The 14,995-nt window shown below is 40.9% G+C and carries 12 protein-coding genes; all 12 read right to left on the reverse strand.

Translation table 11 applies throughout. The annotated features are described in order from the left end of the window. Positions 1 to 10 precede the first annotated feature (10 nt). The 12 genes from EXM22_RS06725 to EXM22_RS06780 all read right to left on the reverse strand — a co-directional run bounded on the left by EXM22_RS06725 (position 11) and on the right by EXM22_RS06780 (position 14,995). The gene (locus tag EXM22_RS06725) at positions 11 to 1,057 is read right to left on the reverse strand and encodes a peptidylprolyl isomerase (protein ID WP_168203388.1); all 1,047 of its coding nucleotides are present in this window, start codon (positions 1,055 to 1,057) and stop codon (positions 11 to 13) included. 105 nt (positions 1,058 to 1,162) lie between these two features. After that, the gene (locus EXM22_RS06730; protein WP_149485778.1) at positions 1,163 to 1,573 is read right to left on the reverse strand and encodes a hypothetical protein; all 411 of its coding nucleotides are present in this window, start codon (positions 1,571 to 1,573) and stop codon (positions 1,163 to 1,165) included. Positions 1,574 to 1,631: 58 nt separating this feature from the next. Continuing rightward, positions 1,632 to 1,991 (reverse strand): preprotein translocase subunit SecG, encoded by a 360-nt coding sequence (gene secG, locus EXM22_RS06735; RefSeq protein ID WP_149485779.1) that lies wholly within the window; start codon positions 1,989 to 1,991, stop codon positions 1,632 to 1,634. A 124-nt stretch (positions 1,992 to 2,115) separates the two neighbouring features. After that, on the reverse strand, positions 2,116 to 2,868 hold the full coding sequence (gene tpiA / locus EXM22_RS06740; protein WP_149485780.1) for a triose-phosphate isomerase: 753 nt from the start codon (positions 2,866 to 2,868) through the stop codon (positions 2,116 to 2,118). A 77-nt stretch (positions 2,869 to 2,945) separates the two neighbouring features. Then, entirely contained in the window at positions 2,946 to 4,127 is a 1,182-nt protein-coding gene (locus EXM22_RS06745) for a phosphoglycerate kinase (protein WP_149485781.1), read from the reverse strand. Between the two features lie 94 nt (positions 4,128 to 4,221). After that, positions 4,222 to 5,220: a type I glyceraldehyde-3-phosphate dehydrogenase gene (gene gap, locus EXM22_RS06750; protein ID WP_149485782.1), complete on the reverse strand. Its 999-nt coding sequence runs from the start codon at positions 5,218 to 5,220 to the stop codon at positions 4,222 to 4,224. A 70-nt stretch (positions 5,221 to 5,290) separates the two neighbouring features. Next, entirely contained in the window at positions 5,291 to 7,252 is a 1,962-nt protein-coding gene (locus EXM22_RS06755) for a tetratricopeptide repeat protein (protein WP_149485783.1), read from the reverse strand. After that, a complete protein-coding gene (locus EXM22_RS06760; protein WP_425465768.1) occupies positions 7,236 to 8,024 on the reverse strand; it encodes a hemolysin family protein in 789 nt (262 codons plus the stop codon). Before EXM22_RS06760 ends, EXM22_RS06755 begins: the two co-directional genes overlap by 17 nt. A gap of 1 nt (position 8,025) precedes the next feature. Continuing rightward, on the reverse strand, positions 8,026 to 8,484 hold the full coding sequence (gene ybeY / locus EXM22_RS06765) for an rRNA maturation RNase YbeY (RefSeq protein WP_149485784.1): 459 nt from the start codon (positions 8,482 to 8,484) through the stop codon (positions 8,026 to 8,028). Between the two features lies 1 nt (position 8,485). After that, positions 8,486 to 10,612: an HD family phosphohydrolase gene (locus tag EXM22_RS06770; protein WP_168203389.1), complete on the reverse strand. Its 2,127-nt coding sequence runs from the start codon at positions 10,610 to 10,612 to the stop codon at positions 8,486 to 8,488. A 37-nt stretch (positions 10,613 to 10,649) separates the two neighbouring features. Continuing rightward, entirely contained in the window at positions 10,650 to 11,612 is a 963-nt protein-coding gene (locus EXM22_RS06775; protein ID WP_246157084.1) for a PhoH family protein, read from the reverse strand. A gap of 65 nt (positions 11,613 to 11,677) precedes the next feature. Beyond that, positions 11,678 to 14,995 (reverse strand): LPS-assembly protein LptD, encoded by a 3,318-nt coding sequence (locus tag EXM22_RS06780; protein ID WP_149485786.1) that lies wholly within the window; start codon positions 14,993 to 14,995, stop codon positions 11,678 to 11,680.

Genomic DNA, 14,995 nt, shown 5'->3' on the forward strand with positions numbered 1-14,995 from the left:
CTTTCATATATTAATTTATGTTCTCTTGAAAAGTCTGTATATCAGCATTTTCGGCCAGCTCTTTAACAACAGTCTCAGCAGCTTCCTGAAAGGCTTTCTGCTGTTTCTGATAAGAGATTATATTTGAAATGTATTGACGCACTGTTGTTGTCTCAACTGGCGTCACGGGATCATCCAGATCGAGGAACCTCTTCTGGTGATGCTGGTTTACAATCACGATATGAAACCCCTGGGCTGACTCGAGGACATTACTCATTTTCCCCACTTCGAGATCAAATACTGAGTTTAGGAAATCACGTCCGAATATGGACACATTTTGTTCACTTCTATCTATGAAATTCCCAATATCACCATCACGCACAACTGAACCTTTATCATCTGAATGTTCACGAACCATTTCTTCAAACTTTGAAGTCCCTTTCAGAATGGCTTGATATACACGGTTTGCTTCTTCTCTTTTTGCATTCTTATCTTCAGCTGAAATGCCCCGGGTAGCAAAGAAAATATGACTGAACTTGACCATTTCAGGATTTAGAAATTTTTCTTCATTCTGTCTGTAAAACAATTCCACTTCACTCGTGCTGGGAATAGATGAGGATCTTAAAAAGTCACGTTTCTTCTCGGTGACATATTTTTCGAGGATGAGCTGGTCTCTCACTGTCTGCGCATATGTTTCATAGTCCATACCGCTTTGATCTTTAATGATTTGTTTGAATTGCACTTCTGTCAATTGCCGACCCGTTTGCTTCATCATTTGATTCATACCGGCCAAAAGCACTTGCTCATCTGTAACGGTGACATTGTCACGGTCAGCAGCCTGATAGACGAGCATCTGGTTTATCAAAGTCTGAAGAACCTGCTCTTTTTCGAGCATAGATAAGGCTCTGCCGGCCTGTTTCTCATACAGGCTCACACTATAAGCTAGTTTTTTCTGAGAAATGACATCGGTTTTTGTCAGCTTAACTATGGCAACAGGTTTGTCAATGAATGAGTTCTGAGCAAAAATTCCTGTGGTAATCAGTATCAGGATGGATAACAATATGTTCTTTTTTAGCATGATTAGACCTCGGTGCATATCTACAATTGAATTTCAGGTTGATCAACATTCAGCATTTCCTTTGAAAAACCTAATTTGCGTATACAGCCTTACCGTTATAACAACTTAATTTATATGAAGTTTCTTTCCAATGATTTCCGCTTCTTCCGCAGATGTAATGACATCGGATATTTTAAGAAACATACCTTCCTTTTCCATGTTCTTCATGAGGAGATGCAACGATTTCGTTACAAAAATGCCATTTTTTACGATAAAAGCATAAGATTTTGTTCCGGAGACTCTACCTGCATTATTTAGAAATGTTGATATTTTTCCTGATATTTTACTGCTGAAAAATGAGACAGGTGTTGTTCCAACAAGGATGTACTCGTAAATAGTCAGTTTTACGTCGCTATCGGTTTCTCCATCGATAAGAGTAACCTGATGCCCCTGAGCTTCAATACCTCTGGCAAGATGAGATGATATTTTTCTTACTTTTTCAGAACCATTTTTAAAGTAAAGCACAGCTACGCGCATAGAGATTCCCCACGTTTCAAAATTTCAGAATGGGAGCTCTGCTCCCATTCTGATAATGTCAGTTTTCTGGAATGACTAAGGCATTGCCTTCTTCTGTTCCGGTCTGCACATCTCCTTCCCACCAGTCACCAATGCTGCTTTCAGCATTGATTTTTCTGGCTTCACTGAGAACATCACTACTATTTGGTGTTTTTACAACCAAAGCTACAAGCAATGAACTTACCATAAAGATAGTGCCTAATATACCAGTAATTTTCACCAGACCATTGTTTGTAGCACCACCAAAAGGTGAACCGCTGGATCCGCCGAAAAGACCGCCAAGTCCTTCTCCCTGATCGTCCTGTAACAGTACAAACAGTATCAGCAATGCACTGACAACTACAAAAAGGATGATCAGTAAAGTTCCAATAATACCCATGTTCTATATCTCCCGGAAAATAAACAATCCCCATCTGATTACAGAGAGGATTTTTTGAGCGTCCGCCGAAGGGACTCCCTAAATTAACATACTCCATTCAGCCCTGCAAGGACTCATGGCGAAGTTATTTATTGAAATTTGCAAGTTCTGCAAAAGAATCAGCCTTGAGTGAAGCTCCACCGATAAGGCCGCCATCTATATTTTCCATAGCCATGAGTGTTTTCACATTACTTGGATTCATTGAACCGCCGTACTGAATAACAACTTTTTCTGCAACAGAGGAAGAATACAGAGAAGCAATTTTTTTTCTGCATGCTGCATGAATGGCATCAGCATCTTCTGGTGTCGCAGTTTTTCCCGTTCCAATTGCCCATACTGGTTCATACGCGATGATAACACGGTCCATATCACTCTCAGAAACTCCAACAAGTCCCTTTTCAAGCTGTTCAAAGCATACACTTTCAGCTTTTCCAGCTTCTCTTTCTTCTAAAAGCTCACCAATACAGAGTACAGGTGACAGGCCATGAGACAGAGCCAATTTTACTTTTTCATTGATCTGCTCATTTGTTTCACCATAAATATGACGTCTTTCTGAATGTCCCAAAATGACCATTTCTACACCAAGGTCTTTGAGCATCAGAACAGAAGTTTCTCCTGTAAAGGCTCCGGATTCAGTCCCGGCCATATTCTGTGCGGCGACAATGACATTGCTGCCTTTTAACACGGAAGCAACAGCAGGTATACAGACAAAGGATGGGGCAACCATGACTCTGTAGTCAGCATCTTTTACAAGGGGAAGAATCTCTTTCGCCAAAGCAGCTGCTTCAGAGGGAGTCTTGTTCATTTTCCAGTTTCCAGCAATTAGGTAATTTCTCATTTATTTATCTCCTGATTATTATTCTAAATTTTAATCCCGCATACGGTTGATTTCTTAAGCGGGAGCTATTCATCGCGTTACTTTCGTAGGGCTATAACCCCTGGAAGAGCCTTTCCTTCTAGGTATTCAAGAGAGGCACCTCCACCAGTGGAAACATGATCTATCTTATCGGCAAGGTTAAATTTGTTTACAGCGGCAACAGAATCCCCTCCTCCGACGACTGTTGTTCCCTTGCAATCGGCAACAAAACGGGCGACCTGTGCGGTACCATTGGCAAACTTATCGAACTCAAACACACCCATGGGTCCGTTCCAGACGACTGTTTTAGCATCTTTGATTCTATCTTTGATAGCCGCAATTGTTTTAGGGCCGATATCCATAGCCAATGTTCCATCGGGAATATTGATATTATCAATGGATTGAGAATCAGCATTTTCATCAAACTTGTCAGCAACAACATGATCCATGGGAAGGATGACCTCAACCCCGGCCTTCTTGGCATTCTCAAGAAATGTTCGGGCTGTATCCATAAACTCTTCTTCAAAGAGGGATTTTCCGATGCTGTGTCCTTGAACTTTAAGGAAGGTGTAAGCCATTCCCCCACCAATTACGAAGGTATTACATTTGTCCATAAGCGAGTCAAGAACTTCAATTTTGGATGAAACTTTTGCTCCGCCGATGATGGCAACAAAGGGCTTATCCGGAGATTTCAACACTTTATCAAAGAACAGACACTCTTTTTCCATCAAAAATCCAGCGCAGGATGGAAGATATTTTGTGATGCCCTCTGTTGAAGCATGGGCTCTATGGGCAGCACCAAAGGCATCATTTACGTAAACATCTCCCAATTTGGCTAATTGTGCGGCAAATTCGGGGTCATTCTTAGTCTCAGCCTTGTGGTAACGTGTATTTTCAAGGAGAAGGATCTCTCCGGCCTTCAAGGATGAGGCCATAGCTTCTACTTCAGGACCGACGCAGTCGGGAGCTGTCTTAACGGAGACGGCTGTCAACTCGGCAAGATGTGCTTCTAGTTGTTTCATACTAAACTGCGCTTCTCTCGCCTCAGTTGGTCTTCCCATATGACTCATAACAACAAGAGATGCCCCCTCTTGCTTCAGTATGTATTCAAGTGTAGGCATAGCGCTTTTCATTCTAGTATCATCTGTGATTTTTCCATCTTTAAGAGGAACGTTAAAATCCACTCGAATCAAAACACGTTTGTTTTTGAGATCCAGATCTTTTACTGTAATAACACTCATTGAAAGTTCTCCTCATTTTGTGTGGTTTTGACTTTTTTCCGATCAAAGCAGAAAAGACCACATTATATTATATGCATTTCAGAAATCTTATTTTTTACGCCAGCTTCTGAGCTAAATCCACAACTCTGGTGGAATATCCCATCTCATTGTCATACCATGAAATAACCTTAAAAAATCCTTCTCCCATCTTCATGGTGCAGCCAGCATCAAAAATAGAAGAATGAGGATTTCCTTTCACATCCATAGAAACAATAGGGTCCTCTGTATATTCCAGGATGCCCTTAAGATCCCCTTCAGCTGCGCTCTTCATCGCTTTATTTAATTCTTCCACGGTGCAGTCATTGACCAACTGAACAGTCAGATCAACCAATGATCCTGTGGGAGTGGGAACCCTCATGGAACCGCCATTGAGTTTTCCATCTAATTCAGGAATGACCTTGGCAATGGCCAGGGCAGCTCCGGTCGATGTGGGAATGATATTCAGTCCGGCAGACCTTGCTCGTCGAAGATCTGAGTGAGGCATATCCAGTATAACTTGATCGTTTGTATAGGAATGGATTGTCGTCATAAGCCCTTTTTCAATGCCAAATGCATCGTTTAAAACCTTGACGACAGGAGCCAGACAATTCGTAGTGCAGGAAGCATTAGAATAAGCATTGACTTGAGAAACGATTTTCTCTTCATTCACACCAAGGACGACTGTTTCTATCTCATCCTTTGCAGGAACAGTGAGAATAACCTTAGAGGCCCCTGCCTTGATATGGTCGAGGTATCCGCCCTTTTCAGACTCGGAAGAACGGAAAACACCCGTTGATTCAATCGCAACATCAACTCCAAGTTCATCCCAAGGCAGTGATGAAGGATTCTTTTCCGCATAAACAGGGATTTCTATTCCATCGACAATGATTTTATTCTGACCAGCAGTGACTTCTCGTGTATACACACCATAGGTTGAATCATATTTGAGTAGATGTGCCAAGGTCTTTGCATCTGTCAGATCATTGATACCAATGACATCTACACCTTCACGTTCCATAGCAATTTTAAAGACATTCCTGCCGATTCTACCGAAACCATTGATAGCGATTTTCAAGGGAATCCTCCTGAAATCATTAATTTTTTAATGAATTCACTATAGACAAATAGGGAGGGCAGGTCAAGAACTAGTACAGCCTGAGAAGTTGAGACTTAAGCTCTTCATTGACTGGAGGCAGAAAGGGATCAGGAAGATCCATATCTTCAGTCAGCATAAAGAGTTCATCACCTAAGTTCACAAGATCAAAGGGAGAATTGCGCTGTAGGGAACCTAGGGAATAATTCTCTTGTAAATCCGTGAGGGTCACCGTACCCAAAAGGTCATCAGGCGAATACTCCAGATAGGGAGGTCGATCTGTCCATCGTTGGGCCTTTTGCCTTAAAAGTATAAATTCTGTTCCCTTTTCAAGACCATCAGACTGACCTAAATTAATCAGAACACGATCTTCATCAATCCCCAGGATAGTCCCTTTTACCGGTAGCTTGGACAGGATATTGGCCGCACTTTTCACCAGAATATCACTGACCCGACGATTACCGGACCGTAGGATGTTGAATTGGTGCATAAGAGTACCTGTTCTGGAAAGATAGATAGATCCTCTAACACCGATTGTACGTTCTGTCTCGGAAAAGGAGATGACAATATAGAAATCAGACTCAGAACCATGACTCTTTCTGTAGGCATCGGCTGTATCTTTAATTGTAGCCAGACTACTGATTTCATAGTGGGAGTTTTTAACAAGATGGTTGGCAATGGAACTTAAAATGGCCTTTTCCATTCCTGAATGGATGAACCGGCTCTCATCCCTATTGAAGTACAGCGATAGAGATATGGGATTACTGCTCTGAATTAAAGGTTCCTTCCAATTATTTACGAAAGAGTTATCTTCACTGCTCTCAAGAAGCTCCATAACCCTTAAATAATTGCCATCATCAAAACCCTCTCTTTTGAGAGCCAGCATTTCATCTCGATATCGATTCGCGTAGCCTAGAGATTTTTGAATGGCTGCGTAGTACCACCACCCTTCTAAATCAAGAGGTGATAGGAGTCGTCCTATTCTATACTCCTCAAAGGCCTTTTCATACTGAAAGGCTTTTTCATAGCTCTTTCCCAGCTGAAAATGGTACTCTCCGGCTTTTTCCCGTGCTTCATGACCAATGGGATACTCTGTCATCAACAGATGTTCCATTGCTATCCGGGCCATTTCGTCATTGGGATCAATGATATTCACAGTCCTAAAACTCAGAAGAGCATCATCAAACTGACCCAAACCCATAAAGCTTCTGCCCAGAAGATACCAGACCAGAGGATCTTCCTGATGAATAGTCACCGCTTTTTTAAAATAGGAGACAGCATCTTCATGCCTGTTCATCCTGTTGTATATCGTTCCAAGGAGAATCGGAATAGTCCGATTCTCAGGATTAAGAGCCAGCCATTTTAAAGCTATAGATTCGGCCATAGACCAGTCTTCATTTCTGCTGTAATAATGAATGGCAAAATTCAAGACTTCCTGATCCTGGGGATAGTTCTCCAAAGCCTGGTTTAGATAGAACAATGACCTGTTGGGTTCAGACGCTTCTTCATGCAGCAGGGAGAGAGAGAGCAAGGCTCGGCGGCTGTCGGGATTAACAGCAAGGCTCCTTTCAAAAAGGTCTGTTCCTTCTGAATAATTGCCCTGAAATACGGCGATTTCGGCCATGCCATAGGCAGCATCCAAATTATTCGGCTCAATGGCTAAAACCTTCTGAAACTGCTGCTCAGCCTCTTTCATTCTATTTAATCCCAAATAGATTCTTCCTGTCAGGGTTAGAATATCAACTCTTTTGTCAGCACCTTTGAGGGCCATCTGAGCATGTGTCAAAGCCTCAGAATACTCCTGAAGGAGAAAATAGGCTTCGGCCATTCCCTTTCGGGCATCGACATAGGAAGGATTGACTGCAAGCGCTTGTTTGAACAAATCCAGAGAGGTAAAATAATCCCCCTTCATGAGGGCATCTTGACCTTCATGGAATAAATCCAATGTCTGCCCATGGAGAGTAGCCGTTGAGAGTGCAAACAATAGAATGAAGAGTTTAATCTGTTTCTGCATTGTCCCTGAATATTATCTTTACAGTTTTTATTTTATGACCATCCATGGTCTGGATGATAAAATCAAGATTTTCATACTGGACTTTTTCAAACCGCACAGGGATCTTACCAAAAAGATCAAAGACAAATCCGCCAAAAGTATCAAATTTCTCCTCAGGTAACCTCAAGGATAACTTATCATTCAGGTCTTCAATATTCATTCTGGCATCACAGAGATATGTCCCATCCCCAATTTCCAGCAGATCATCATCCTCATTGTCAAACTCATCCTGAATATCACCGACGATCTCTTCGATAATGTCTTCCAGACAGACAATTCCCGACACTCCGCCATACTCGTCTACAACAATAGCAATATGAACACGCCGGAGCTTAAATTCCTTGAGAAGAGAATCAAGCTTCATGCTCTCTGGGACAAAATAGGCCTTTCTCATGATTTCTTTTATTACGAAATCTCTTTTTTTAACCATAAAGCTAAGAAGGTCTTTGACATAAAGGACTCCGATCACATTATCAATGGTATCTTCATAAACAGGAAAACGGGAATGTCCCGACTGGAACATGAGCTCATAAAGCTCTTCCACATGAATATCAACTGGAATAAAAACAACATCGATACGAGGAATTATAACTTCCTTGATTTTGGTATCAGAAAGCTCAACAATCCCTTTAATCATGCCTTTCTCGTCAAGATTAAGATCGGTTAGAGCCTCATGATTGACGATAGATCCTCTTTCATCCCTTTTTCTAAATACAGAATTAAAAATCTTCACCTTAAAATACCCTGATAGCTTCAGTTTTTTTCAGGAGCTCTTCCTGATACTGAAGCATTTTTTCATTGGAGTTTCGCGTCTCGTGGGTCATACCCTTCAGATGCAATATTCCATGGATGGTCACTCTTTTAAGTTCTTCCTCTAAGGATACACTGAACAGATTTGAATGCTCGGCAAGTGTATCCATTGAAATGATAATATCCCCTGCACTCACCTGATCACCCGGAATGCTCATGATTTCTTCACCTTCATTCTGGCTAAAAGAAAGAACATCCGTTGGTTCATCTTTATCTCTATACTGAGCGTTTAATTCTTTTATATAGGGATCATGACAGAGAGTCAATGAAATTTCCCAGTCTGTCAGTTTCTCAGCCTCAAGTATTGCCTGAACAAACTCCTGGTATTGTTCCAGCCAGGAGGGCTCTACTTCCAGACGGGATATGATATCAATTTCGGTCATTCTAATTCCTTTCCGCTCTATCCGGATATTCTATTCTATTATGATAATGCCCTGTAAGTACATGAACAAAAGAAGATTTTACAACTTCAAGCTCCTGCAGAGTCATGCCGCATTCATTGAGCTCTCCATCCTTGAAGCGGACCATGATGAGATCCCACAGGAATTTTTCAAGTTTATTCACCGTGGGCTTGACCATGCTCCTCGTAGCCGCTTCTGCCATATCAGCCAGCATAACGACTGCGGCTTCCTTTGTTTGAGGGCGTGGACCGTTGTGTGAATAATCCTCAAGAGATACATTTTCAACACCCTTTTCTTTGACGGCTTGCTGATAAAAGTATTCAATGACACTCGTTCCATGATGCTGAGCAATAATATCAATAACGCCCTTGGGCAAATTCATCTTTTTAGCAGTCTCAATTCCGATTTTAACATGCGATTTAATAACAGCCACCGATAGGGTTGTTTTCATATCATCATGTTTATTATATTCCTTCTGATTTTCACTGAAGTATTTGGCCTGATCTATTTTCCCTATGTCGTGATAGTAGGAGCCGACCCTGGCCAACAAGGCATTGGCACCGATGTTGCGACATCCGGTTTCCGCTAGGTTGGCTATATTAATGGAGTGTGAATACGTACCGGGAGCCAAGGCCAGCATCCTCTTAATAATAGGAGTATTCAAATCAGAGAGTTCCTGCAGACGGAACGTAGTGCAGGGATTGAGAATATGTTCAAAGAGGGGAAGAACTGTTAATGAGAGGAATCCACTAATGATTCCATTGATTCCAGCAACCAGAATTGAAAAGAACACAATTTTCAGGGGAGCGGGAATAATGATCATCATTAACAGGGCCAGAAGGATCTGTACCAATGCTATAAATACGCCACCCTTGATCAAGTCAATCCTTTTCTCGGCTCCTTCAACAACCAGACAAGAGCCAAGACCGCTAAATAGCGTAAAATAGAGAGCCTGAGAATTGAAATTCAGTACAAAGAAGACCAGGACTGACTGAATGAGTACGAATATGATAGTTTCCCTGCGATTGCGTAGCAGTGACAGTATAATCGAAACGAGAGCTGTCGGCATAAAGAAGACAACAGGAACTCCTCCCGGTACAGAGAGAAATCTGAAGAGGAGAAGAGTGACTGTCAGGTGAAACCAGGAGAGAAAAAATATAAGGTTTGGATTCTCAAGCAAACCGGCTGTGCCAGGAAAAGCAATAAGAAGCACAAATAAGAAGATAAATATAAGCAGGGTGTAGAAAAAAGGTGCTGCGATTGCATTGATACTGATTCTGCCTTTCATATCCAGAAAGGCATTGATTTTGGCCAGTTCTAAGGATGTTATAACCGTATCCTTAATGAGAAGTTTATCTCCTGTATCGAGGTAAATCCAAACAGGAGTCATCGTTTTTAAAACTTCCTGTTTTTTAAGGTCTGTCAATTCAGAACTGAAGAAGCAGTTAGGTTCAAGAAAATAATAAACGATCATCTCTATAAACTTGGCTTCCCCCTGACTATAGTCATAGTAGCTGAGGTAATCCCTGACAGTATCCTGCCAATTATCAATGAGAATTGTATTTTCAACCATCTGGGTCGTCTTCTCTCCCAGATCTGAATGAATGACTTCAAGCAGACCGGTCGCTCCGGATCGGCTCTCATTCAAGTGACTGAATAACCCGGTCTGCATGATTGTTTCTATTGAATCCCTGGCTCCAGAAAGCATTAGAGAGAGCCGGGCTGTATCTAGAGTCCTCAAATGCTGAAGATATTGAATACCAGGATAAGTTGATTCCATGGATTCAAGAATTTTTGAAAATTCTTCCTCATTTTCAATCCCTGAAATACTCATATGGAAATCATCAAAACTCTTGAGAACCCTATTGCTGATATCATCTTTCACAACATAAATGGGAAGAATGAGATCCATGGCCAACTTCATTTTTTTCTCAGTTGCTTCCTGATTAATAAATGTAAGAGGTTTCTCCAGGATGACATCTTCGGTAACGATATCCCCTTCCTTATAGTTATAAAAGGATTCTCTCAAAAAGATTTTATCGAATTGTGTCAATATGAGTATTGTCAGAACGATGATAAAATAATACATGATCAGAATTTTTCTGTTCATAGTAGAATTATCTTTCACCAGTGTGTGTTCAAGAAAATTAATTCGTATGTTCTTGTTCATAAGCCTCTAATATTTTTTTAACTAATGGATGGCGCACAACATCGCCTCTTTGAAACGATGAAAAACCGATGCCTTCCACATTTTTCAAAATCCCAGCCGCCTGGATCAATCCTGATTTTTCTTTACAAGGGAGATCAATCTGTGTCAAATCTCCTGTTATTATAGCCCGGGAACCTTCTCCTAACCTCGTAAGAAACATTTTCATCTGTTCCTGGGTTGTGTTCTGAGCTTCATCAAGGACGATAATACAGTTTTTTAGACTACGCCCTCTCATATAGGCTAAAGGTGAAATCTCATAAAGATTCATTTCATGCATCTTTTGAAAGGCTGAAGTTGTTAGAACCTCCTCCATAGCATCAAATAAAGGCTTTAGATAAGGATCCAACTTTTGTGTTAGATCTCCAGGAAGATATCCCAGATTCTCACCAGCTTCAATAACAGGTCTTGAAAGGACGAGCTTTCGAAACCGTCTATTGAGAATCTCTCCCAGAGCATAAGCGATAGCCAGGAAAGTTTTCCCTGTACCGGCGGGGCCTACTCCAAAGGATAGATCATGATTCTGCATGGATGAGATATAACGGGCCTGATTCAGGTTTCTCGGGGTGATTCTGCTGATTCCCCCGGGTATATTAATTTCATGACTTAGAAAATCCCGGCTTCTCAGATCCGGATCGTTTTCTATATGCGTGTGAAACAGGGTCTCAATCATATAAGGATCGGGGATCTTTTTCTGCTTAACCGAGAAGAGTAAATCATTGAGAATTGATTCAAAAACAGTATTAAGTTCACTGTTTTCGGGTGCAAGATGGATTTCATTGCCTCTTGTAAAGATACGAGTTTGCAATAATTTTTCCAACTGCTTGAGATTCCGGTCATTTGGTCCACAGATCTTACTCAGGGTATCCGGATCTTCAATAACGATCATATCAGTGCTTATCAAATAAAATCCTTAATAAATGACAGTTTAACGCCACTTCAATGGCATAGTCAAGAACTCTAAACTACTCATTGATTGTCCACACTCCACAGATCATCCTCTCTTTGTATCAGGGTTTTGATTTGAGGAATAGGGTTCCAGACAAGGGCAATGGAAAACTCAGAATACCAGTCATAAGAATTGTCCACAAATTTTGGGTATCCTGAATAAAGGAATGTTAAATCCCAGTCTCTTAGGTGATGAACTAGTTCCAGTCCAATCTTTTCCAAATTAAAATTCGAATCATATCTGTCTTGTTGATCAGGACTAAAAATATTAACCGATTTATACAAGTCTTCCCAGAAGCTGTAATTTTCCTGTATGCCCAGCTTATCCCTATAATGTTCAAAATATAGATACATATTTTTATTGCTGGAGGTCATACTGAAATTCAAATCCAAAAATTGGAAAATACTATAATTGAAAGACCAGTTCAAACTGAGAGTATTATTATTATATTGCTGAAGATTAACCTGCCAGTCAACGTTCAGATCTGTATCGAAATTGATTCTGTTATTCCACAAAGGTTCTTTAATGAGATCCAGAGTATACCCTGTATTGAACAGAGAAGGAACAAAGGAATCATCTTCCTGTACCCATGAATAGCTTGATATATCCCACTCATAAGGTGTTGTATATTCATGTGTATAGGCGGCATAAAAACCAAAAGTATCGACCCTTGAAACACTCTTGGTCAGACTCTTTTCTTCAAAATCATATTCTAATGTCTGATTCAAAGAGATTCCTTCCATCGGTGTATAGGATGACGTAAAAGTAAGGGGCAAAAATGTCCATTCGTCGTCCTCTTTCTCAATGGTCTGAGAAACACTGGAACTCCAGTTGAAAATATTATACCCCGCCTTATGTGTATAGGTTTCTTTTGATTCCAAAGGTGGAAGAATAAAACTGGAACTACTGGAAACAAACGCATTACCCGCATCGTATTTTATAAACATTCCAGTTTTATGCTGATTGATTCGATCTTCATCCCACGCGGCCCAAACTTCATCATAAACGGGGGTTCCACCATCTTCATAACTATCAAATGTTTTTTCATAGAGTTGATTGTCAAAATTGTAACTGAAATTAGAACTGGAGAATTCATCTATATCTTTTAACGGGAAATACTGGCTGCTTAGCTTGTTATTCCAATCTATAGAAATGGATCTGTAGTCGGTCAGTCTCTGTGAATAATCCACATCATCCTGATCAAGGCCAAATACATTTAGATGAGAACGATAGTTATTTGTATAGGTATTAACATTGATGATAGAAACCCGCTTGTCGAAAAAACGATTATCAAAGGTGGTTGAAAGACGGTTATTAAACTGCAATGTGGACTCATCCAGTTCAAAATTAATATCTTCGGGTTTATCCCATTCAGAGTTATCAGTGGTTCCCTCCACATTTATGAGAGAACTGATGGTGTATGTAAAAGAGTTTTCATATAAAACAGACTCTTGATTATGTAAATTTTCTGTCCAGAATTCACCAGGAAGCAGGGACTCAGACGGGCTATCGTCCTCCTTCTCCTCTTCCTTTTTCTCATCCCAGGGAGGAACGAGAAGATCCTTGTCATCTGACTCAGGAGGGACCTCCTGAGTCGAAGCCCAACCCCAGCCATCCCTGCTTGAATAAGAAAGAGGAGTTCCCGAAACAGTTAACTGTGCATAGGGAAATGCAATGCTGTCTGGATAAAAAAATACACGGGATGGAGAAAGAGAACTATCCACTGACTCATTGTCCCGGCGGTTCCACTCCATATTGAAACGAATAGGATTAATGCCGATTGAACTCACATATGGTTTTAACTGTTCTGGTTGAAAAATCTTGCTATAGGACACGGTCCAATCCATGTCTGTCACCGTGTCCGGCAGATCTTCATCACTCGTATTGGAAGTTAAAGCCGAATTCAACCAGTCAAAGGATTCATCTCGATCCATAAAATCTTCATTAAAATAAGGATCTGAATAAAAAGGCAAGTCTCCGCTTATGCCTGCAAAGGTAAAAGAGAGATCATTCCCCCAGCGAAAGGGAATGTCATAACTCCCCAGGGCTGTGCTATTCCACTGTGAAACATACTCACCAGAATCATTTTCAAAATAAATATTTCCAGAGCTATCAATATTGCGACTGACACCAATTCCACTGGTAAAATCAATTGTATTAGAGCTTTTACCGCTGAAGGAACCGTCAATACCCGTATAAGCTCCCAGACGGGAATACCAGTCGGCCATGATTTTCAGGGTATCATCAGAAACATCCGAAGATGAATTCAGTTTTTCCTTTTTCATGAGGTAAAGGCCTTCCCGAACCTCTTCATACTCTTGATCTGAGGAGCTTCCCAGGCTTAAAAATGAAAAATCATCACTTTTCTCTTTCTGACCAATGAGGTAGGTGGTGGTCTGCAAAAAGGTACCATTGAGGGTCTTAGTTCCAATGACCGGATTAAAAATCATTTCATTCCCTGGTTTATAATAAAAAGGAATGTAAATAAGAGGGATATGCCCAAGGTAGAGGATTCCATTCAGAACACCCCATTCCTGGGGGCCCATAAGCCAGAGCTTTGATGCTTTCAGTTGAAAATCAGGATCATCCCGGTTCTGTGTTTTAATAGAACCGTCATCCAGGATGAAGATACCACCGGAACCGGATTTCCGGATTGTCTCCCCTGTAAAATAGAAGGTATATTCCTCACCATCTACGATTTCCTTTCTAAAAGAGGTCCCCTTGAAGATAAGCCCGCTCCAGGAGGTAATGGAAAAATCCAGACTATCCCCATAAAACACATCCTCTGTATCACCTGAGATAAGGGTATACTTTAAATTGCCCCGGGCCGTTATGATTTGCCTTTCCTGATTGAATACAAGTTCATCGGCAATGATGATATGACGTCTGGGATTGGCCCCCTGCTCTTCCATTTCAACTTCGACATTTCCCTTCAAAAGGATCATCTGCTCATCATTTTCTTCTATGGTAAAATAGTCAGTATTGTAGGCTGATCGGACAGTAATAATAGAAACATTTTCATTGATTTTTCGGTTATCCGATGGCTTTAAGCCGTAATAATTTAAAAGCTGAGTCCGAAGGGCCTGAGTATTGCCACTTTCTGATAATTTTAAAGAACTGCACCAGGCTACTAATTCATAATAACCGGCCGTTTCAATGTCTTTGATCAGTGTTTTTTCATACAAAGAAAGGTTTTTCTCATGAGGATCGGGCTCTATTTCGGAAGAATCTTCCGAAATTAGGGGGGAAAGTTCATCTAAGACCTCACTTTCCTGAGAGACAAGAAAGGACAAAATGAGAAAGAAAAATAAAGTTGCACTGACAAGGTGTTTATTCAT

Source organism: Oceanispirochaeta crateris (genome assembly GCF_008329965.1).
Classification (GTDB): domain Bacteria; phylum Spirochaetota; class Spirochaetia; order DSM-2461; family DSM-2461; genus Oceanispirochaeta; species Oceanispirochaeta crateris.